Source organism: Citrobacter sp. wls829 (assembly GCF_005280825.1).
In the GTDB taxonomy this organism is placed as follows: Bacteria; Pseudomonadota; Gammaproteobacteria; order Enterobacterales; family Enterobacteriaceae; genus Citrobacter; species Citrobacter gillenii.
Genome location: NZ_SZWP01000070.1, coordinates 17,889 through 38,151, shown reverse-complemented (window position 1 = coordinate 38,151; position 20,263 = coordinate 17,889). Strand labels below are relative to the sequence as shown.

General features: G+C 51.3%; 21 protein-coding genes. 6 read left to right on the top strand and 15 right to left on the bottom strand.

Translation table 11 applies throughout. The features are described from left to right. Positions 1 to 7 precede the first annotated feature (7 nt). The 5 genes from cheA to flhD form a co-directional block, all read right to left on the bottom strand. Entirely contained in the window at positions 8 to 2,032 is a 2,025-nt protein-coding gene (gene cheA / locus FDW88_RS15370) for a chemotaxis protein CheA (protein WP_137362882.1), read from the bottom strand. A gap of 4 nt (positions 2,033 to 2,036) precedes the next feature. Beyond that, positions 2,037 to 2,966, bottom strand: a complete 930-nt coding sequence (gene motB, locus FDW88_RS15365; RefSeq protein WP_115258793.1) for a flagellar motor protein MotB — start codon at positions 2,964 to 2,966, stop codon at positions 2,037 to 2,039. Then, the gene (motA, locus tag FDW88_RS15360; RefSeq protein WP_096757462.1) at positions 2,963 to 3,850 is read right to left on the bottom strand and encodes a flagellar motor stator protein MotA; all 888 of its coding nucleotides are present in this window, start codon (positions 3,848 to 3,850) and stop codon (positions 2,963 to 2,965) included. The genes motB and motA overlap by 4 nt, the downstream gene beginning before the upstream one ends. Before the next feature lie 125 nt (positions 3,851 to 3,975). After that, on the bottom strand, positions 3,976 to 4,554 hold the full coding sequence (flhC, locus tag FDW88_RS15355; protein WP_170974175.1) for a flagellar transcriptional regulator FlhC: 579 nt from the start codon (positions 4,552 to 4,554) through the stop codon (positions 3,976 to 3,978). 2 nt (positions 4,555 to 4,556) lie between these two features. Next, positions 4,557 to 4,898 (bottom strand): flagellar transcriptional regulator FlhD, encoded by a 342-nt coding sequence (flhD, locus tag FDW88_RS15350; RefSeq protein ID WP_137399382.1) that lies wholly within the window; start codon positions 4,896 to 4,898, stop codon positions 4,557 to 4,559. Between the two features lie 792 nt (positions 4,899 to 5,690). Between flhD and uspC the strand changes: the two genes are divergently transcribed. Beyond that, on the top strand, positions 5,691 to 6,119 hold the full coding sequence (gene uspC / locus FDW88_RS15345; protein ID WP_096757465.1) for a universal stress protein UspC: 429 nt from the start codon (positions 5,691 to 5,693) through the stop codon (positions 6,117 to 6,119). Between the two features lie 17 nt (positions 6,120 to 6,136). Here the strand turns inward: uspC and otsA are convergent, their stop codons facing one another. The 6 genes from otsA to FDW88_RS15315 form a co-directional block, all read right to left on the bottom strand. Continuing rightward, a complete protein-coding gene (otsA, locus tag FDW88_RS15340) occupies positions 6,137 to 7,558 on the bottom strand; it encodes an alpha,alpha-trehalose-phosphate synthase (protein WP_137362880.1) in 1,422 nt (473 codons plus the stop codon). Further along, positions 7,533 to 8,336 (bottom strand): trehalose-phosphatase, encoded by an 804-nt coding sequence (gene otsB, locus FDW88_RS15335; protein ID WP_137362879.1) that lies wholly within the window; start codon positions 8,334 to 8,336, stop codon positions 7,533 to 7,535. The genes otsA and otsB overlap by 26 nt, the downstream gene beginning before the upstream one ends. A gap of 152 nt (positions 8,337 to 8,488) precedes the next feature. Continuing rightward, positions 8,489 to 9,475: an L-arabinose ABC transporter permease AraH gene (araH, locus tag FDW88_RS15330; RefSeq protein WP_096757468.1), complete on the bottom strand. Its 987-nt coding sequence runs from the start codon at positions 9,473 to 9,475 to the stop codon at positions 8,489 to 8,491. Positions 9,476 to 9,489: 14 nt separating this feature from the next. Beyond that, on the bottom strand, positions 9,490 to 11,004 hold the full coding sequence (gene araG / locus FDW88_RS15325; protein WP_115258797.1) for an L-arabinose ABC transporter ATP-binding protein AraG: 1,515 nt from the start codon (positions 11,002 to 11,004) through the stop codon (positions 9,490 to 9,492). A 114-nt stretch (positions 11,005 to 11,118) separates the two neighbouring features. Further along, complete coding sequence (locus tag FDW88_RS15320) at positions 11,119 to 12,108, bottom strand: arabinose ABC transporter substrate-binding protein (protein ID WP_115258798.1); 990 nt, start codon at positions 12,106 to 12,108, stop codon at positions 11,119 to 11,121. 316 nt (positions 12,109 to 12,424) lie between these two features. Next, the gene (locus tag FDW88_RS15315) at positions 12,425 to 12,982 is read right to left on the bottom strand and encodes a DJ-1/PfpI family protein (RefSeq protein WP_117341918.1); all 558 of its coding nucleotides are present in this window, start codon (positions 12,980 to 12,982) and stop codon (positions 12,425 to 12,427) included. A gap of 501 nt (positions 12,983 to 13,483) precedes the next feature. Between FDW88_RS15315 and FDW88_RS15310 the strand changes: the two genes are divergently transcribed. Next, complete coding sequence (locus tag FDW88_RS15310) at positions 13,484 to 13,987, top strand: non-heme ferritin-like protein (RefSeq protein ID WP_115258800.1); 504 nt, start codon at positions 13,484 to 13,486, stop codon at positions 13,985 to 13,987. Positions 13,988 to 14,067: 80 nt separating this feature from the next. On the opposite strand, the gene FDW88_RS15305 is transcribed toward FDW88_RS15310, so the two are convergent. Further along, a complete protein-coding gene (locus FDW88_RS15305; protein ID WP_096757473.1) occupies positions 14,068 to 14,319 on the bottom strand; it encodes a DUF2766 family protein in 252 nt (83 codons plus the stop codon). Between the two features lie 127 nt (positions 14,320 to 14,446). On the opposite strand from FDW88_RS15305, the gene FDW88_RS15300 reads away from it, so the two are divergent. Next, positions 14,447 to 15,868, top strand: a complete 1,422-nt coding sequence (locus tag FDW88_RS15300) for an MFS transporter (protein WP_137362878.1) — start codon at positions 14,447 to 14,449, stop codon at positions 15,866 to 15,868. 34 nt (positions 15,869 to 15,902) lie between these two features. Here FDW88_RS15300 and FDW88_RS15295 read toward each other — a convergent pair whose 3' ends face one another. Further along, positions 15,903 to 16,541, bottom strand: a complete 639-nt coding sequence (locus FDW88_RS15295) for an RpiB/LacA/LacB family sugar-phosphate isomerase (RefSeq protein WP_115258802.1) — start codon at positions 16,539 to 16,541, stop codon at positions 15,903 to 15,905. A gap of 269 nt (positions 16,542 to 16,810) precedes the next feature. On the opposite strand from FDW88_RS15295, the gene FDW88_RS15290 reads away from it, so the two are divergent. Together FDW88_RS15290 and ftnA are read left to right on the top strand one after the other, a co-directional pair. Next, the gene (locus FDW88_RS15290; RefSeq protein WP_117341916.1) at positions 16,811 to 17,146 is read left to right on the top strand and encodes a YecR-like lipofamily protein; all 336 of its coding nucleotides are present in this window, start codon (positions 16,811 to 16,813) and stop codon (positions 17,144 to 17,146) included. Positions 17,147 to 17,338: 192 nt separating this feature from the next. Next, complete coding sequence (ftnA, locus tag FDW88_RS15285) at positions 17,339 to 17,836, top strand: non-heme ferritin (RefSeq protein WP_096757477.1); 498 nt, start codon at positions 17,339 to 17,341, stop codon at positions 17,834 to 17,836. 45 nt (positions 17,837 to 17,881) lie between these two features. On the opposite strand, the gene FDW88_RS15280 is transcribed toward ftnA, so the two are convergent. After that, on the bottom strand, positions 17,882 to 18,121 hold the full coding sequence (locus tag FDW88_RS15280) for a YecH family metal-binding protein (RefSeq protein WP_096757478.1): 240 nt from the start codon (positions 18,119 to 18,121) through the stop codon (positions 17,882 to 17,884). 213 nt (positions 18,122 to 18,334) lie between these two features. Between FDW88_RS15280 and tyrP the strand changes: the two genes are divergently transcribed. Continuing rightward, positions 18,335 to 19,546 carry a tyrosine transporter TyrP gene (gene tyrP / locus FDW88_RS15275; RefSeq protein ID WP_115258804.1) on the top strand — a complete coding sequence of 404 codons (1,212 nt, stop codon included), beginning with the start codon at positions 18,335 to 18,337 and terminating at the stop codon, positions 19,544 to 19,546. Positions 19,547 to 19,575: 29 nt separating this feature from the next. Here the strand turns inward: tyrP and FDW88_RS15270 are convergent, their stop codons facing one another. Next, positions 19,576 to 20,241, bottom strand: coding sequence for a YecA family protein (locus tag FDW88_RS15270; protein ID WP_096757479.1), 666 nt, complete (start codon positions 20,239 to 20,241; stop codon positions 19,576 to 19,578). Positions 20,242 to 20,263: the final 22 nt, after the last annotated feature.

Below are 20,263 nucleotides of genomic sequence, written 5' to 3'. Positions count from 1 at the left end.
CAATCAATCAGGCGGCGGTGATCGCCACACGTTGTTCGCGGTTTAACCCCTGCAATGCAGAGACATCGACAATCAGCGCGACGCTACCGTCGCCAAGGATTGTTGCGGCAGAAATGCCTGGCACTTTGCGGTAATTGCTTTCCAGGTTTTTCACCACCACCTGGTGTTGGCCAATAAGCTGATCGACCAGCAGCGCATAGCGACGTCCCGCACTTTGTAAAATCACCACGATGCCCTGAGTTGCTTCGGTTTTTGCGCCGTCAACCTCGAAGACTTTCCACAATTCAACCAGTGGCAAATATTCACCACGCACTTCAAGCACGCGTTCTCCCCCGGCCAGCGGGTGCAGATCTTCTTCACGGGGTTGCAGCGATTCCATCACCGCATTCAGTGGCAGAATAAACACCTCATCCGCCACGCGCACGGACATGCCGTCCAGAATCGCCAGCGTCAGCGGCAGCAAAATTCGGATGGTTGTGCCCTGGCCCTGCTTCGACTGGATCTCAACATGCCCGCCCATTTCCTGAATGTTACGCTTCACCACATCCATCCCGACACCGCGACCAGAGACATCCGTCACCTGCTCGGCGGTCGAGAATCCCGGCGCGAAAATCAGCATGCCGACTTCGTCATCGCTCATGTTTTCATGGATCGGCATGCCCTGTGAGATGGCTTTGGCCAGGATGCGCTCACGATTGAGGCCCGCGCCATCATCGGTGACTTCGATGCAGATGTTCCCGCCCTGGTGTTCAGCAGACAGCGTCAGGTTACCGACTGGATTTTTCCCGGATTCAAGGCGTTTTTCCGGTAATTCGATACCGTGGTCCAGGCTGTTACGCACCAGGTGGGTCAGCGGATCGATAATGCGTTCAATCAGGCTCTTATCGAGTTCGGTGGAGCTACCAATTTGCGTCAGCTCAACCTGTTTGCCCAACTTGCCCGCCAGGTCACGAACCAGACGCGGGAAGCGGCTGAAGACATACTCCATTGGCATCATACGAATCGACATCACCGATTCTTGCAAATCACGGGCGTTACATTGTAACTGACCCATGCTGGTGATGAGATCGCCATGGTTTACCGGATCCAGTTCATTCGAACGCTGGGCCAGCATCGACTGCGTGATCACCAGTTCGCCGACCAGGTTAATCAACTGATCGACCTTCTCAACCGCCACGCGGATGCTGGTAGATTCGCTGGCGCGCGCGGGTTTTTCACGCTCAACGCGCCCCTGCGGCGGTTCACTGACGGCGGCTTTAACCACCGGAACAACGGCAACCGGCAGCGGTTCGTCCATCACGGTCACCGACTCAACGGGGGCAGCCACAACGGGAGTAAACTCAATCTGGTCGGCTTCGATAACAAAACAAAGTACCGCGATGATGTCATCTTCCGCGAGGTCACCGTCAATCGTAGCCGACAGCGTATCGCTGCTTTTGACCACATCCGTTAAGGTCGCCAGGTTCCCCAACTCTTCTTCCAGTAAATCCACTTCTCCAGCTTTCAGACGTGACAGAACGATCCGTTTTTTAACCTCTTCAGCAGCAACAGTTTCCTGCGCCATCGTCTCTTCCTGTATCGCCGTGCCGTCAACAACACTCAATTTTGCAGTGTTGACGACCGCGGGTGCGGTTTCACCTTTTGCTTCGAGCGCTAACTGTCGTAGCGCATGACAAATATACTCAAAGCTGGCGGCATCCGGCTCTTCTGAGCTTTTATAGGCGTCGAGCTGTTCTTGCATAATATCTTTTGTTTCCAAAAACAGGTTGATAATGTCGGCATTGAGCTGCATCTCGCCACGCCGCGCTTCATCCAGCAGGTTCTCCATTAAATGGGTCGTTTCCTGCAAAATAGTAAAGCCGAAGGTGCCCGCCCCGCCTTTAATCGAGTGCGCCGCACGAAAAATGGCATTCAGTTGTTCGGAATCCGGAGATTCAGGGACCAAATCAAGCAGGTGCTGCTCCATGTCAGCCAACAGTTCGTCAGCTTCATCAAAAAAGGTCTGATAAAAATCGCTAATATCCATGCTCACGCTATCACCTCGGATTGGCTGGTGGCGATGTGGGAACGCTTGCCGGCGGAACGACCGCTGGCGGTTGTAAGACACTTACCGGCTCATTCTGGCTTTCAGCGTTTTCATGCAAAATGGCCTCTTCCGCCTGCTTATTCAGCACCAGCAGACTTATACGGCGGTTGATGGCGTCCTCAGGACCGCGATCGCTCAGACGCATCGTGGCGGCCATACCTACCACCCGTAATACTTTCCCGGTGTCCAGACCACCACTGACCAGTTCGCGGCGTGAGGCGTTTGCGCGATCAGCAGACAGTTCCCAGTTGCTGTAGCCTTTCTCACCGTTGGCGTATGGAAAATCATCCGTATGACCGGACAAACTAACGCGGTTGGGGATACCATTCAAAACCGGCGCAATCGCCCGCAGGATATCGCGCATGTAAGGTTCAACCTCGGCACTGCCGGTCTTAAACATCGGGCGGTTCTGACTATCGATAATCTGAATACGCAACCCTTCCTGCACCAGGTCGATTTTCAAATGCGGGCGCAGCGCGCGTAGCTTCGGATCGGACTCAATAAGCTGGTCCAGGTCGCCACGTAATTTGCTCAGGCGGCTTTGTTCCATGCGCTTTCTCAGCTCATCAATATTCGGCTGCCGGTTCACTTCCCCTTGCTGTTGGGTGTAATCATCCCCCCCACCAGGTATCGGGCTTTGGCTGTTTGAAATACGATTTCCACCGGTTACCGCGGTGGCCAGAGGCGTACGGAAGTATTCGGCAATCTGGATCAGTTCTTTCGGACTGGAGATGGAAATGAGCCACATCACCAGAAAGAACGCCATCATCGCAGTCATAAAGTCAGCGTAGGCAATTTTCCATGAACCATGCGCCCCACCACCGTGACCTTTATGTTTTCGTCGCTTGACGACGATAATGGGATGGGCCTGATTTTTCATGCTTCCTCAGTCGTTTGCTGTGCCGTTGGATTTCTCACCGCACGAACATGTTCTTCCAGTTCGATAAACGACGGACGTTCGCTGGAATACAGTGTCTTACGACCAAATTCGACGGCAATCGGTGGAGCGTAGCCGTTCAGGTTGGACAGCAGTGTGATCTTCACGCACTGCATCATTTTGGTCGTTTCGGCACTTTTCTGACGCAACACGCTGGCGAGCGGTGAAATAAAACCATAGGCCAGTAAAATCCCGAGGAAGGTCCCCACCATAGCATGTGCGATAAGCGCCCCCAGTTCAGCCGCCGGACGGTCGGCCGAGGCCAGCGCATGTACTACCCCCATCACCGCCGCGACGATACCGAAAGCCGGTAATGAGTCGCCGACCATCGCCAGGCTGTTAGCTGGGACTTCCGACTCACTTTCATGCGTTTCAATTTCTTCGTCCATCAACGCTTCAATTTCAAACGTATTCATATTGCCGCTGATAATCAGACGCAAATAATCGACAATAAAATCAAGCATTACGGCATCCGCGATAATGCGCGGGTAGCTGGCAAAAATTTCACTTTCTTTGGGGTTTTCGATGTCGCGCTCAAGCGAGAACATACCCTGCTGGCGCGACTTGGCCATCAGGCGATACAACAGCGCCAGCAGATCCATATACATGGCTTTGGTGTATTTTGAGCGACGAAAGAGCAACGGAATCGCTTTCATCGTCCCCTTAATGGCTTTGCCGTTATTACCGACAATGAATGCCCCGATACCCGCGCCACCAATGATCACCAGCTCAGCCGGTTGATAGAGTGCCCCAAGGTGTCCGCCGGTCATCATATAGCCGCCGAAAACTGTACCAATAACAACCAGGTAACCTATTAAGATCAGCACGATATCATCCTTTCGCAATTGACTATGACAGGATGCGCAGTCGGGCAGTTAACTAAAAGGTCGGGACAAAAAAAAGCAGCGGTAATGGCTTACCGCTGCTGGAGTGTCTATCCACACCGTATCAGTTAAACAGCTTGTTCGATCTGTTCATCCAGCAGTTGTGGAATAATATCGGCAGCATTCTGGGAAAGTTTACGTCTTTTTACGGCACGTGATGGCGGCTGGCATAAACTGCAGGCAAAGCTGCCCACGGGTTGGTGCGCGTGAGTAATAAAATTACCGCCGCAGCAGTTGCAGGTAGACAGTTCCAGCAACCCGCTGTCAACAAAACGGACCAGTGTCCATGCGCGGGTTAACGCCAACAACGGCCCTTCAGCTGGCTGTGGGCACTGCTCACGATACAGGCGATACGCTTTAATGACGGCATCGACACCGCTACACAGGCCCGTTTTGAGCAAAAATTGCCATGCGTTGCAGAACATAGAAGCATGGATATTTTGCTCCCACGTCATAAACCAATCGGTAGAAAAAGGAAGCATCCCTTTCGGCGGAGGGCTACCGCGTAATTCTTTATACAGCTTGATAAGGCGGCCACGGCTGAGTTGCGTTTCGCTTTCCAGCATTTGCAAACGGGCGCCCAGTGTGATTAATTCCATGGCTAACTGGATATCACGTGCTTCCTGAACGATGCTTTTTTCGCTCATCATCACGCCCTTTTCTTACGCGCCGCATCATTGATGTCGCTTAACAGACGCGTTGAAAGCATGATACCTGTGTGAATTTGCTGAAGATCGTCGACACGAGAGTCTTGCGTCAGGCGAGTAACTGTTTGATGATCGTCGAAACGGAAATGGCAGACCAGTTGGTTTGTTTCCGCCAATTTGACCATTTGAGGAAGGGTTAAGGTTCCCAATGTGTCCGCCATCTCTTCGCTGATACCAAGGCGAAACATCGCGGAAGCCTTGTCCTGAACGATTAGACGCTGTGCAAGCAATAAATATGACAAATTTATGTCATAAATGTGTTTGAGCAACTCGGATGTATGCATTATTTGCATCCATAATAACCAACATTATTTTTATGCGGCGTAACCGCACCCCGTGATGTCGCCGGGAAGGCCCGGTAAAAAAAAAGCAAAAGGTCAAATACATAGCAGCGTTACGGCTTACGCGTTGTGTAAACATCCCTTTTTAAGAAGGCCGCGTTCCTTACAAGCTCACATCAATTCTTACAAATGCCTAAGATTTTTCCTAATTCGACGCAACTCTACCCGCCGCCAGTTACACATACAACGGAACCCTGCTGCGAATTTAAAGAATATGTGACGCAGATCACATAAACCAGCTAAACGTTTAACATAAATCCATCAGCACAGCTTTTATTTTGGTTATTTTATAGCCAACAACTCACTCTATCGATTCCATACACCCGAATATTCTTGCAATAAAAGCGAATAGTCTTTTGTTTACGACAGTTAATATCACCGCGCGAAATAACGAGCGAGATCACAGATTTACAATAAACTGCTTCCTCACTTTATATCTTTATAAACAATGAGTTAAATATTTAACCTCATTAACTAATACCGTCAGGTAACGATATGCAAAATGTTAATTTATGTTTGTTTTTTATTAACATATTGTTTTCATTAGCTGAGAATTTCACTTAAATTGATTGAACAGATTTTCAGCTTTTGTGATCTGATTATTCTATTTATAAGAATAATTAATGAATAATCATGATGACATTCACACTATTACAGTATGAAAAATTGCACTATGAAAGAAGCGAGAGTAACGCTAAAAGTCCTCTCATAATTCTTGTATTTAAGGAGCGAGTTATGAGCTACATGCACATTCTTGTCGCTGTTGCCGCCACCCCCGAAAGTCACCAGTTGTTAGCAAAAGCCGTTTCTATTGCGCGCCCTGTCAATGCGCGCATTAGCCTGGTCACCCTGGTCTCCGATCCCGAACTGTATAACCAGTTTGCGGCCCCCATGCTGGAAGACCTGCGTGAGGTAATGCAAGAAGAGACTCTGAATTTTATCGATAAACTCACCCAGCAGGCGCAGTACCCCATTGAGCATACCTTTATTACCTATGGGGCACTCAACGAACATATACTGGATATCTGTCGCAAACACGCCGTCGATCTCGTCATTTATGGCAACCATAATCACAGCTTCTTTTCGCGAGCATCCTGCTCCGCGAAAAGCGTGGTCAGCGCCAGCCAGGTCGATGTGCTGTTGGTGCCGCTGGCAGGCGATTAATGACCGTATCCTCGTCGTCAGGCCAATTTAGGAAAGTCAGCTACGGTGTCATGCGGTTGGCTTTCAGCATGACGTGGCGTGATCTTTTTTAAATCGCGGATAAAGTGAGCCTGCCAGTTGTCGATATCGTTTTTAACGATAATGTCCAGCATCTCAGCGTGGCGGGAAATACGCTCAGCAAGCGGCATGGTTAGCGCGCGGTTTAATGCACCCGCAACATCATCTCTGTCATAGGGATTAACGATCAGCGCCGAGGTCAGTTCATGTGCTGCCCCGGCAAATTGTGAGAGCACCAGCACGCCAGGATTGGCGGGATCTTGCGCTGCCACAAACTCCTTAGCGACCAGATTCATGCCATCGCGCAGTGGCGTCACTAACCCAACATCCGAGTAGCGGAAAATTTTCATCAGCAATTTACGATCAAAATACTGATTCAGATAATAAAGCGGCGTCCAGCCCAGCTGCCCATACTTGCCATTGATGCGCCCGGCTTCAGTCTCCAACTGGTGGCGAATATCCTGATAGGCCTGCACTTCTTCACGCGACGTCGGGGCGATTTGGGTATAGCGAATTTTACCGTGGTGCTGAGGGTAATGCTCCAAAAGGGCCTCGTAGGCCTGAAAACGCTCCGGCAAGCCTTTGGAGTAGTCCAGTCGCTCAACCGAAAAGATATTCTGCACATTTTTTAGCTCGGCCTTGAGCTGCGCTATTTTCGGCGGCAGTGGCCCCGCCGCCTGGCGGGCAATTTCATCGGGTTCAATGCCGATAGGATAAACCTGGGTACGGAACGCCTTTTTCCATGCCTGATGATGATTGTCGCCCCGCGAGGTGACTCGGGTTTGTGCACTTAGCGCATCAAGAAACGCCTGACGGTCGTTTTCGGTCTGGAACCCCAGTAAGTCAAAATCGCACAGTTGCTCAAGCAGCACATCATGCGGGGGCAATGCGTTGAATATCTCCGGCGTCGGGAACGGAATATGCAGGAAAAAACCGATACGATTGTTCACGCCGCGTTTCCGCAGCTCGCTGGCAAACGGTAATAAATGATAATCATGAACCCAGATGATGTCGTCATCATTCAGTAAGGGCCGCAGTTTCTCAGCCAATAATGTATTGACCCGCTGATAGCCTTCCCAAGCCGGGCGCTGAAATTGCACCAGATCCAGGCGATAGTGGAAAGCAGGCCATAAAACGGCATTCGAAAACTGGCAGTAATACTCTTCGTAATCCTGCTCACTCAGATTAAACGATGCCCAGGTGATATTGCCGCGGGTGACTTTTTTTAGTGGTTGGTCTTCATTACCCGTCTCACCGCTCCAGCCAAACCACAGCCCCCCCGCCGTTTTCAATGCCCCCAGCACACCGACCGCCAGGCCGCCAGCACTGCCTTTATCATCCGGTGAGGCAATTCGATTAGAGACTACGACTAAACGACTCATGGCCATCTCTCCTGTCATTCGTTGCTTTTTGGTCTTGCTGCGGACAGTTGATCTGCTCCAGCCAGCGCCAGACATCTGTTACGCCCGCCAGACGCCACATCGCCTGGGTCGCGCCGCTCCCCACCTTCACGGAAATGCCGTCAACGCGGTTTACCACAGCGAAACCCGCCTCATCGGTTAAATCATCACCAACAAAAACAGGGATGCGCCCGGCAAAAGGGGCTTCCTGCATAAATGCAGCAATCGCTTCCCCTTTGTTCGTCCCCTTTGGTTTTATCTCAACCACACATTTTCCGGGCTGCAGGGCGAGCTGGGGCCATCGGCGCGTGATGCGTTCAGCCAGCGCCAGCAGCGCCGCCTCATGCTGTGGGGCCTGTCGATAATGCAAAGCAAACGCCATGCCTTTTGTTTCTAACGTCGTACCGGGCATGTTCGCCAGTGCAGCATGCAATAGCACGCTAATGTCGTGTTCGACGTCCTGAGGAAGACGGACAATGTGGGTGTGACCCTTGATGTCGCGGCGCTCAGCCCCGTGCACGCCGGCAAGCGGAAAACGAATGGGATGAGTGAGTGCGTCAAGCTCAGTCATTGAGCGCCCTGAAATCAATGCCAGTGCTCCCGCATTGTGCGTCGCCAGGCGATGTAGTAATTGCAGGATCGTCTGCGGGACGGTGACCTGATCGGGATGCGGTTTTATCTCAGCTAATGTTCCGTCGAGATCAAAAAAATAAGCACAGTTTGCGGATAGTTCAGGGGGTACGGTTCGCGATACTGTCACCCGGTGCTCCTCCTTATCTTTATGCAGCTTGAGGTATGACGGGTATAAGTATAGACAGTGTGACCAAGCTCGCCATTTGCAAAAACAATCGCCAACCGGTATAGCGGCTGGCGATTGGGAGGAGCTAAACTGAAAAGTTGGCCGTTAAATCATCAAATAGTACGCTTCGCTTTTTGCTTGTAGCGGTCGAAGATCACCGCCGCCAGCAGGATTAGGCCACGGACAACGTACTGGGCGAACGGCGAAATGTTCAGCAGGTTCATCGCGTTTTCAACCGTCCCGAGGATCAGCACCCCGGCTACCACATATGAGATTTTTCCGATGCCACCTTTCAGCGAAACGCCCCCCAGCACGCACGCTGAAATCACAATCAGTTCATAGCCAATAGACGTCATTGGCTGACCGCTGGTCATACGCGACGCCAGGATAATCCCCGCAACGGCCGATACCAGGCCGGAAAGAATGAAGATAATAATCTTCGTACGGACTACCGGAACACCTGCCAGACGCGCCGCTTCTTCATTACCGCCAATAGCCAGCGTGTTACGCCCAAAGGTGGTTTTATTCAGCAGTAAGCCAAAAATAATGAAGCAGCCAACGGTTAACCAAATAGGCGCAGGCAGACCCAGCCAGTTCGCATAGCCGAGGGCGAAGAAGCGCTCATCTTCGATTCCAACCGCTTTACCGTCAGAGATAATGTAGGCCAGACCGCGCACAATCTGCATGGTCGCTAGCGTGGTAATCAGCGCGTTTATTTTTAAACGGGCAATCACGAAGCCGTTCACCAGGCCGCAAAGAACCCCCAGCAGCAACCCGGCGGCGACGCCTATCCACAGACTTTCGGTCATGTTGATGACCACCGCGGTGGTAACCCCGGCACAGGCAATTACAGACGCAACGGAGAGGTCAAAGTCGCCGGAGGCCAGGCAAAACAGCATCCCACATGCGACCATTCCCGACATAGAAACCGCCAGGCCCAGCCCCTTCATATTAATAAAGGAGGCAAAGTTCGGCACAAAGAGGGCGCACACCAGAAACAGCACGGCGAACACCACCAGCATCCCGTACTGATCCCAAATTCTGCCAAGATTAAGCGCTGATTTGGTTGCGCCAGAACCCGATGTAGAAACGGAAGACATCATACTCTCCTTATTCAGGCTACAGCCTGGCTGACTTTAGGCATAGCAAGGCTCAACGCCTGACGCTCATCCGCCTGTTCGTGGAGCAACACACCGGCAATTTCACCTTCTCGCATCACCACAATACGGTCGGCGACGCCAAGAACTTCCGGCAAGTCACTGGAGGCAAACAGCACGGCAACACCGCGCGCCGCCAGGGCATAAATAACGTTATAAATTTCATGCTTCGCTCCCACATCGATGCCGCGCGTCGGTTCATCGAGCAAAATCACCTTCATATCTTCCGATAACCAGCGGCCGAGAATCGCCTTCTGCTGGTTACCGCCAGAGAGGTTCATGATCAGCTGCTCTGCTCCCGGCGTTTTAATATTGAGTGAGCGGATATGGTGGTCAGCGTTAGTCTCTTCCCAACCGTTGTTAATCAGGCATCCGCCCAGAACATGTTTACGCCGGGCGCTAATATTGATGTTGTTACGAACCGAATGGACCGGAATAATTCCTTCGGCTTTGCGGTCTTCCGGGCACAGCATCATGCCGGCCTCAATCGCGTGGCTGGGTTTACGGATATCAATCGGCTTTTCATCAATAAACACCTGACCTTCGGTGATTCGTGTTCCGCCAAACAGCCCTTTCATCAGTTCGCTACGCCCGGCCCCGACCAGACCAAACAGCCCAACGATTTCACCACTGCGCACCGATAAACTGATCGGCGTACGCACGCCTGGCGCTTTAACCTCATGCAAGCGCAGGCGTTCTGTGCCATACGGTCGAGATTTCCAGCCGTAGATATCGCCGAGGTCACGCCCCACCATGGCCTGCACCAGCGCCTCGTGATCGACCTGCTGCATATCGGTAAATGTCTTAACGTACTGCCCATCTTTAAACACGGTAATCGCATCGCTGAGGGCGAAGATCTCTTCCATACGGTGCGAGACATACAGAATGATGCGCCCTTCGTTGCGCAGTTCGCGAATAACGCGGAACAGATTCTCTATCTCCCTGGCGGAAAGCGAGCTGGTCGGCTCGTCAAATGCGATGATTTTGGCGTTACGCGCCAGCGCTTTGGCAATTTCCACCATTTGCCACTGGCCAATGGAGAGATATTTCAACGGCGTGGCCGGATCGATATCCATCCCCAAATGTTTTAGCTGTAAACCGGCTTCGTAGTTCAGCAGCGAGCGGTTCACAATCCCACCCTTGTGGGGCAGTTGGCCTAAGTAAATATTCTCGGCGACGGTCATTTCCGGCACCAGATGCAGTTCCTGGTAAATAATGGCGACACCGGCGTTCAGCGCGGTGGTGGTGTCCGCAAACGAAACCTCCTCGCCGCGGATCACCAAAGAACCCGTCGTTGGCGCATAGTTACCGCTGAGAATTTTTAATAATGTTGATTTCCCGGCGCCATTTTCACCCATCAGTGCATGCACCTGACCGGCATAGCAGTCAAAGCTAATATCCGTTAGCGCCTTAACGCCAGGGAAGGTTTTGCCAATGCCGCGAAATGAGAGATACGGGGTAGACTGTTGCATAACGTCTCCGTGAATCTAATCTGTTGCCGGATAGCGGCGTTGCCTTATCCGGCCTACTGAGGGCGTAATGTGTTGGCCGGATAAGAGACATTTTGTCTTATCCGGCATGACGTATTACTTGCCGCCTAACCCTTTTTTCGCCAGCTCTTCTTTGAAGTTATCGCGGGTGATCAGCACCACATCTGTCACTTCAGTAAATGCCGGCGGCTCTGCCCCTTTAGTCACCCAGTTGTAAAGCATTTCACTGGATTTATAGCCGTGTACGTCCGGGCTTGGCAGCAGTGAGCCGTAGAAGCCGGTCGCTTCACCTTTAGACAGTTCGCTAATCGCATCGACGCCGTTGATGCCGATACCAATCACGTTTGGTGCTTTAAAGCCCTGCCCTTCGGTCGCACGCACGCCACCCAGCACGGTGTTGTCATTCATGCCGACAATCAACCAGTGTTTAACTTCAGGATGCTGAACCAGCATGGAGTTCGCGGCGTCGAATGCGCCGGGGATATCGTTAGATTTGGTCGGAACCTGATAGATCTGTTTTTCCGGGAAGCCAGCCGCTTTGAGCGCGTCCATTGAACCGGACGTACGACGACGCGCGGTATCAAGTTCGTTGGCGGTTATCGCCATCACGGCAGAAGATTTCACATCCCAGCCGCGTTTTTGCATTTCTTTGTACAATTCCTCGCCCTGACGCTCACCAATTTTAGTGGCCGCCATCATCACCAGCGGCACGGTGTCCATCGGCTTACCTTTGGCGTTGGCAAACTGGTCATCGACGGCGATCACTTTCATGTCATAGCCACGCGCCTTTGCCATGATCGCAGGCCCGAGCTTGGGATCCGGCGTACAAATAACAAAGCCTTTTGCGCCACTTGCCGCAAGGCTGTCGATGGCATTCAGGGTTTTCTCACCATCCGGGACGGCAATCTTAATCACTTCAAAACCAAGGTCTTTACCGGCTTTATCCGCAAATTTCCATTCAGTCTGGAACCAGGGTTCTTCCGGCTGCTTGACCAGGAAACCGAGCTTCATGGATTCAGCGATAGCGGATTGTGACATAACGGCAGCCAAACCGATGGCCGCCAGCGCTTTAGTGAATTTGTGCATGGTTAACTCCAGCTTTAACGTTCTTTTATGTAGGGTAAAATCAGACGATTTTTTGTAATTCGGACGTAAAACAAGGCATTACCTTTTATTGATAAGATCAATGCCAGTGCTGAGAGTAGTTGTAGCGGGAAATTGATTCTCCATAAGAGAGCGGCATCACACCACAGAATTACAGTAATTGCGTACATAAATTCAGTGGGAAATGACATAAAAAAACGCGGTTTTTTTGGTGGGGAAAATGAGGCGCAGCAGATTAATCCATAACGTCAGTCAGTGAATCCTTGTTCCCGAATGCACACATTCGGGAACGCAATGATTACCAGGGGTAATAAATATGTTCGGCATGGTCGCGAACTGGGGCATCATCTTCCAGCAGACGAGCAGAAACGGCAAAAGCAAAATCAAAAATATGACCTAAGCCTTTGCCGCTGATCAGATTGCCATCTTCGACTACCGGCGCGTCGATGTATTCACCCTCCGTGACGTTTTGCCACAAATCCCCTGAGCACACGTAACGACGGCCCTTCAGCAGGCCGTTGCCTCCCAGAACCCGGGCGGCGGCCGAGCACACCGGACAAATCAGTTTTCCGGCGGCATCATGACGCGCAATAAACTGGACAACCGAATCGCTGGCGGCAAGATTCACGCTGCCCTGCGGCCCACCGGGTAACACGACGGCGTCATACATCGTCTCCAGGCGGGCAGCCAGGGTGCTGTCAGTGACCATCGGAATATCGTGATAGCTCACTACCGCACGGGACTCGGCGCAGGCCAGCGTCTCAACGTCAATATGCAGACGGCGAAGAATATCGATGGTGACAATGGCTTCAGCCTCTTCAAAACCGGGTGCCAGCAGCACCGCGACCTTTTTCATACTTAACTCCTCGATTTATCCACATCAATCAAACCATAAATGTCGAATTATTAATGTCATTTGATTAATGCAATTCAGTAAAATTGATCAGGCGCAAAAAAAACGTCAAATATTGAGAACTCGCACCGAGGATACCTTGTCGGAAAATTTAATTTTGTGATATGAAACGCCATTTCATTATCTTTATTTAACTTTAACAACTTTAAAATCAGTTCGTTACATTCACTCCCGCTATACATCAAAATATTAAGAGCAAGAATATTCTTATAACAATATGTAAAAAAACATAAATACGAAGATTTAAGGATTTTCTTATGCGTGAGCAGGCGCTATGCTTATTTTCGATCGGCATAGAATTGCCTCAGTGATCATATAAAGGACCGGCAGAACGGATTTATTCTGCTAACAGTATTACGTGTACGTAGATGTAAAGTGCAACGGCAGCCCGTTGTACTGACGTGAGTAACGTACATTTTCCTTTCTGGAAATAAGGATATTGATATGGCTGCAGTTGGAATTGTTCACAAACTCAACACCCAAATGAATCTTGAGTTTTATGCTTCAAACCTCTACCTTCACCTTAGTGAATGGTGCTACGAGCACAGTCTGACCGGCACCGCAACGTTTCTGCGTACGCAGGCACAGAGCAACGTCACGCAAATGATGCGCGTGTTTAATTTTATGAAAAGCGCGGGTGCCAACCCCATTGTCAAAGCCATCGACGTGCCAGGCGATGAGTTGACATCTCTTGAAGACTTATTTCAAAAAACGCTGGATGAATATCAACAGCGAGCCAACACACTGTCACGCTTAACAAATGAAGCAGAAGCATTGAACGATGCGCCAACCGTTGATTTTCTTCACGATCTGGAAAAAGAGCAGCAGCAGGATGGTGTGCTGTTGCAAACGATTCTTGATGAGGTTCGTAGCGCCAAACGCGCCGGACTGTGTATGGCGCAAACGGATAAGCATCTGCTAAACGTCGTTAACCACCAGCATCACTGATACTCGGCACTACCCTGTCAGCGCCTCTGTATCCAAGAGGCGCAAAAAAACCTTTCTAAAACCTGAAACAACGGTTTATTTTAGTGAGACTCACTTTGCGGCGTGAACTTCAGTTCGATCAACGCAACGGCTTTTTGAATAGCGCGCATCGTAACCGGATCGCCACCTGCGGGATGACTGGAAAAATCGATGCTTTTCAGCTGGCTGGACATTTTTTCCCGCACTTCGACCGGGGCAATGACATCAATAACATCCAGAATTTGCTTAATAACCAGCTGGCAGGCAACAACGTCCGAGAGCAGTTCCTGATCGGCATTCAGTGTTTGGGACATAATGAGCTCCTTATAGAAAGGTTGTCATAGTACCCATTCAGGGTGCGAAACGATAGCAGTGCAGAGAGTACAGCTGCACTGAAAATAAAAAGATCCCGTGAATTTCATTTGAGATGGCAAGCACAACATGAGTAACGATGTAGCGGTTGAGAATAAACGTGGCCTCTCCCCGGCGGCCTTGCTCGTTGCCGGGGCTTTTTTTATGGAGTTTATCGATGGCACGGTCATCGCCACCGCCCTACCCGATATGGCAAAAAGCTTTGGCGTTGAGGCGGTCGATCTCAACATTGGCATCAGCGCTTATCTGATCACCCTGGCGGTTCTGATCCCTGCCAGCGGCTGGATTGCCGACCGCTTCGGCGCGCGTAAGGTGTTTAGTCTGGCGCTGGCCATCTTTACCCTCGCCTCAGTGCTGTGCGGGTTATCCACCAGCCTCGAAAGCTTTGTAGCGATGCGTATCCTACAGGGAGTGGGCGGTGCACTGATGGTGCCGGTTGGTCGCCTCGCGGTGCTGCGCACCACGCCAAAACACCAGTTAATCACTGCCATTGCCACCCTGACCTGGCCGGCATTAGTCGCCCCTATCATCGGTCCCCCGCTCGGCGGGTTTATCACTAGCTATGCCAACTGGCGCTGGATCTTCTTTATTAATGTCCCGTTGGGATTACTGGCGATAGCCCTGGCGTTACGCTTCATCCCCGATATCCATGATGATGAACGCCGCCCCTTCGACATCCCCGGCTTTATTGCCACCTCGGTTGCCATGGTTAGTCTGGTGTATGCCATGGAGTTATTGGGCGCACAACAGCCTCAAGGCTGGCTAACTGCTGGCCTACTTACGCTTGGGGTCGTCACCTTTCTGTTCGCTTTGCGCCATTTTCGCCATGCTGCCTGGCCGATGATTCGTCTCGATGCCCTGCAGGTCCCGACGTTTCGCGTCACGATGTACGGCGGGTCGCTGTTTCGTGCGTCTATCAGCGCGGTACCCTTTTTGCTGCCGTTGATGTTTCAGGTCGGCTTTGGCATGAACGCCTTTCATGCCGGCTCATTAGTGCTGGCGGTGTTTGTCGGCAATCTGACGATCAAACCTGCGACCACGCCGTTGATTCGCTGGCTGGGCTTTAAAAAGCTGCTGTTGATTAACGGTGCGCTGAACGTACTGGCGCTACTGGCCTGCGCGTTGATTACCCCGCAAACGCCAGTGTGGGTGATTTTACTGGTGCTGTATCTGGGCGGCGTGTTCCGCTCGATCCAGTTTACCGGTGTCAGCACGCTGGCCTTCGCTGATGTTCCCGCCTCGCAGATGAGCTACGCCAATACGCTGTTCAGCACGGCCACGCAATTAGCGGTAGGGTTAGGAATTTCGCTGGCGGCAATTGGCATCAGAATGGGTGATGAAGTCAGCAAGTGGCTGGCGCTGAGCCATGTGCCCGGCATTAGCTTCCGTCTGGCCTTTGTGGTAATTGCTATTATTTGCCTGATCGGCATGGTGGATACGTTGCGGCTCACTCGCGACGCAGGCTGTGCGGTGTCAAACAAGAACCGATAAGCCCGGACAGCGTGCGCCGCCGGGCCAACAACATTTAGCCAATGATTTCACGGACAAACGCTTCAATCGCTTTGTCCTGGCAGTTTTCAAAGAAGCACTGCTGGAAACGCGGGCCGGATACAGCCGTTTTCACCAATTCGGGATCGATAGCGCGCAGAGTATCAAGATAGTTTTCTTTGACGACCGCCGCTTTAACCTGATTCAGAATACCGGCGTTACGCACCTGTGGCTCTTTACGCTCCGGCGGATAACCCTCGCCGTTACGCCCCGTGAAGGCTTTTTCGAACATATAGCGTACGTTCAGCTCTGCGCCCCAGCCGAAACCTTTCGCAAACGCCAGGGAGAGCGCATTACCGTTGTTGATTTGTGCGAACAGGAACGCATCTGCCGGGTCGAGGCAATAGCCGCACACGACGCCCGGATGGATATTCAGCGACATCATGGCGCCCTGACCCGTACCGCAACCGGTGACGACAAAATCGACAGCTTTAGAATTGAGCAGAATGCTGGCCATAATACCAAGATGAATATAGGTCAGATGATGGTCATTTTCATCGCTCATCCCAACGTTAAACACCGGGAAACCTTTCTCATCAGCAACGGCTTTAAGCTCGTTATGAATGATCGCGTTTTTGCTTGCCTGGCTGTTTTCCATCATCAATGCAATTTTCATTGTGTCTTCTCCTGAATACGTCGCGGGGGTTCCGCCATGAGTCATAACATTCAGGCCACATTACTATTTTGCAAACTCACTTTCAAATTTAATGAAATTTAGTTTTAAAAAGTAATGATGTGCTCACATTTTTCCTTTGAAACAACCGATTTGCCTCATGCCGAAGACGCCGTTGTGATTACTTGCAGGTGATCGTTAAGTTATTCAGGCCATTGTCAGGCCGCAGTGTATGCAAGGATAGCCTATCACCGAACTTTCAGAGCGATATCATGAAGACCCTAATCCTAACCCTATTGCCGCTCGTGCTGACGGGATGCACTATCACTAAACAGGCACAGGTCAGCGAAGCCAGCCCTATCACCGGTGTAGTGCGCTTGACTTACAACCAGGCCATGCTGCAGACGGCTCGTACCGACGATTATGTTGCCCAGGGTACGGCGACAAAGGAATGTCAGCGGATGGGATACGCCAGCGCGGTGGCGTTTGGCCAACCGGTTGCCACCTGCAGCGTTTATGCCGGTTCCTTGTGCATGAATACCACCATCACGCTCGCCTGGCAGTGCCACGGCGTTGCCGTCCCACAATCCCCCTCTTTTAATTACTAATATGCAGACCAGCATATTGCTGCTGGTCTTTATTACGCCGGGTTTATTTTTACGATCTAATATCGTTAATGCGTTTTATTCCCATTCGCATTTTTAATAATTAAAATTATTATTTTACCTTTTGCAAATAAATAAATAACAAATTATAGTGATGCCACATCAATATATAATTACCGTTCGTGGAGCAGAACCATGCTGAAAACAGAAATGATCGACCAACTGAATGAGCAAATGAATCTTGAATTATATTCATCTCTGCTCTACCAACAGATGAGTGCGTGGTGCAGCTATCACAGCTTTGAAGGCGCCGCCGCGTTCCTGCGTCGCCATGCGCAGGAAGAGATGACGCATATGCAGCGTCTGTTTGACTACCTGACCGACACCGGCAGCTTGCCGTGCATTAATACCGTGCCATCACCGTTTGCTGAATACGCGTCACTGGATGAACTGTTCCGCGTTACCTATGAACACGAACAGCTGATCACCCAGAAAATTAATGAACTGGCGCATGCGGCAATGACCCATCAGGATTATCCGACCTTTAATTTCCTGCAATGGTATGTTGCCGAGCAGCACGAAGAAGAGAAATTATTTAAATCGGTTATTGATAAATTAACGCTGGCAGGCAAAAGCGGTGAAGGTCTTTATTTCATCGACAGAGAACTGGCCACGCTTGATACACAGAATTAATTCTGTTGGCTAACGGTGGCGCTATACTACCGTTAGCCAGGAATATTAATGGCGGCAGATCTTACTTTCGTGCGTAGAGAAGCCGTCGTCTCTGGCAATAAACTTCCCCTTCGCTGCTAAGAACGCCACCAGCTCAGCCGCCGTCATGCCCTCAGCAGAACAGGTATGAAAACGTGCCTGCTCGCCAAAACGTGCTGTAATCGCCGCTTCAAGGCTGGCATTTGAATACTGTTCGCCAGACTCAATCATCATGTTGAGTACTTCGTGGCCGTGAATAGATTCCATACATTCTCCTCAATAAAGCCCATAGCCTAATGTGAACGGCTTTATGCTGCTTTGCGCTAACGCAGAAAAATGTCATCTGGAATACATCTTAACCACTCACCAAGTGTAAATATAATTATACACGTATTGTAACGGTCATTTGACGAAAATAGCGTTATGCCTTACTCTGCGCCGCAGATACAACTGTTGACTATCTCTGGGACAGAGGAAAACGTGAAGAATAGAACTCTGGGTAGTGTTTTTATCGTGGCGGGAACCACGATTGGCGCCGGTATGCTGGCGATGCCATTGGCTGCGGCGGGCGTGGGATTTAGCGTCACGCTGGTGTTGTTAGTTGGGCTATGGGCACTGATGTGCTACACCGCGCTGTTGCTGCTCGAAGTGTATCAGCATGTCCCGGCAGACACCGGACTCGGCACGCTGGCAAAACGCTATCTCGGTCGCTACGGACAGTGGATCACCGGCTTTAGCATGATGTTTTTGATGTATGCGCTCACAGCGGCGTACATCAGCGGTGCGGGTGAACTTTTGGCCTCGAGCATCAGTGATTGGACCGGCACCAGCATATCCCCAACGATGGGCGTATTACTGTTCACCTTTGTTGCCGGGGGGGTGGTATGTGTAGGCACTTCATTGGTTGATCTGTTCAACCGCCTGCTGTTCAGCGCCAAAATTATTTTTCTGGTCGTTATGCTGGCGTTGCTGATGCCGCACGTCCATAAAGTCAATCTCCTCACGCTACCGCTGCAGCAGGGTCTGGCGCTTTCTGCCATTCCGGTTATCTTCACTTCATTCGGTTTTCACGGCAGCGTTCCCAGCATTGTCAGCTATATGAACGGCAATATCCGTAAATTACGCTGGGTATTTATTACCGGTAGCGCCATCCCGCTGGTCGCCTATATTTTCTGGCAGTTGGCCACACTCGGCAGTATCAACTCATCAACCTTTATGGGGCTGCTCGCCGATCATGCGGGCTTAAACGGTTTATTACAGGCGTTACGTGAAGTGGTGGCCTCACCGCACGTTGAGCTGGCAGTGCATCTGTTTGCCGACCTCGCACTGGCGACCTCCTTCCTGGGTGTGGCGCTGGGCTTATTTGATTATCTGGCTGACCTCTTCCAGCGCCGTAATACTGCAGCCGGAAGACTGCAGACCGGCATAGTGACATTCCTGCCGCCGTTGGCCTTCGCCCTCTTCTACCCGCGCGGGTTTGTCATGGCACTGGGATACGCAGGCGTGGCCCTCGCGGTGCTGGCGCTGCTGATCCCGTCGATGCTGGTCTGGCAGAGCAGAAAACACAATCCTCAGGCGACGTATCGCGTTGCCGGCGGCGCTCCGGCACTGGCACTGGTGTTTATTTGCGGGATTGTGGTGATAGCGGTGCAGTTTTCAATTGCGGCAGGACTGCTGCCAGAAGTGGGTTAAAAAAAAGGGGGCTTAATGCCCCCATTGTCTTAGTGCAGACAGCACTGCTTATATTTTTTACCGCTGCCGCACGGGCACGGATCGTTACGTCCTACCTTGGCATCGACTTTAACCGGTACCTTCGCCGGGGCTTCCTGCGGGTGCGCCATCCAATACGCGTGTAGATCCAGCGCCGCCAGACGGATAGCCTCAACGCTCTCTTCAAACGCCTCTGGGGTCAGTTTTTCCACCACCTCGAAGTTTTCTTCCGTCCCGTGCAGCGCAATCGCCTCAAGCGCGGGTTTTAACGAATCCGGTAATGTGGACCAGTCAGACAACGCCACACCGCGCATATAGCCAAAGCACCACTCTTCCACAATCGTCAGCTCATGGCCTTCAATTTCGCGCAGGCCAAACAACGGTTCAAACTGCTCCGGGAATTCATCCAGACGATCGGCGGTATCCGCCATGTGCTGAAACGCCAGGTTCATAAAACGCGCCATTTCTTTTTCGGATGACCAGCGAGGGACATACTGCGCGCCGCCCCATATCGCGACCAGCCACTGCTCTGGCTCAATTTCAAAAGGTGAACTGAGCACTGCCGTCAGCAAGCCGTCCAGCTCTGAGACATCCAGAATCGCTTTGTCGGTATTGTACTTGGTCAGTACATCATCCAGCCATTCCAGCTCGCTCTCGTTTAACGGTCCCGTTTTCATAACGCTTTTCCTTAGTCAATAA

Bases quoted from the DNA above. Each gene is read 5' to 3' on its own strand.
- motB (WP_115258793.1), bottom strand. From the start codon at position 2,966: ATGAAAAATCAGGCCCATCCCATTATCGTCGTCAAGCGACGAAAACAT.
- flhC (WP_170974175.1), bottom strand. From the start codon at position 4,554: ATGAGCGAAAAAAGCATCGTTCAGGAAGCACGTGATATCCAGTTAGCC.
- flhD (WP_137399382.1), bottom strand. From the start codon at position 4,898: ATGCATACATCCGAGTTGCTCAAACACATTTATGACATAAATTTGTCA.
- uspC (WP_096757465.1), top strand. From the start codon at position 5,691: ATGAGCTACATGCACATTCTTGTCGCTGTTGCCGCCACCCCCGAAAGT.
- otsA (WP_137362880.1), bottom strand. From the start codon at position 7,558: ATGAGTCGTTTAGTCGTAGTCTCTAATCGAATTGCCTCACCGGATGAT.
- araH (WP_096757468.1), bottom strand. From the start codon at position 9,475: ATGTCTTCCGTTTCTACATCGGGTTCTGGCGCAACCAAATCAGCGCTT.
- araG (WP_115258797.1), bottom strand. From the start codon at position 11,004: ATGCAACAGTCTACCCCGTATCTCTCATTTCGCGGCATTGGCAAAACC.
- FDW88_RS15320 (WP_115258798.1), bottom strand. From the start codon at position 12,108: ATGCACAAATTCACTAAAGCGCTGGCGGCCATCGGTTTGGCTGCCGTT.
- FDW88_RS15315 (WP_117341918.1), bottom strand. From the start codon at position 12,982: ATGAAAAAGGTCGCGGTGCTGCTGGCACCCGGTTTTGAAGAGGCTGAA.
- FDW88_RS15310 (WP_115258800.1), top strand. From the start codon at position 13,484: ATGGCTGCAGTTGGAATTGTTCACAAACTCAACACCCAAATGAATCTT.
- FDW88_RS15305 (WP_096757473.1), bottom strand. From the start codon at position 14,319: ATGTCCCAAACACTGAATGCCGATCAGGAACTGCTCTCGGACGTTGTT.
- FDW88_RS15300 (WP_137362878.1), top strand. From the start codon at position 14,447: ATGAGTAACGATGTAGCGGTTGAGAATAAACGTGGCCTCTCCCCGGCG.
- FDW88_RS15295 (WP_115258802.1), bottom strand. From the start codon at position 16,541: ATGAAAATTGCATTGATGATGGAAAACAGCCAGGCAAGCAAAAACGCG.
- FDW88_RS15290 (WP_117341916.1), top strand. From the start codon at position 16,811: ATGAAGACCCTAATCCTAACCCTATTGCCGCTCGTGCTGACGGGATGC.
- ftnA (WP_096757477.1), top strand. From the start codon at position 17,339: ATGCTGAAAACAGAAATGATCGACCAACTGAATGAGCAAATGAATCTT.
- FDW88_RS15280 (WP_096757478.1), bottom strand. From the start codon at position 18,121: ATGGAATCTATTCACGGCCACGAAGTACTCAACATGATGATTGAGTCT.
- FDW88_RS15270 (WP_096757479.1), bottom strand. From the start codon at position 20,241: ATGAAAACGGGACCGTTAAACGAGAGCGAGCTGGAATGGCTGGATGAT.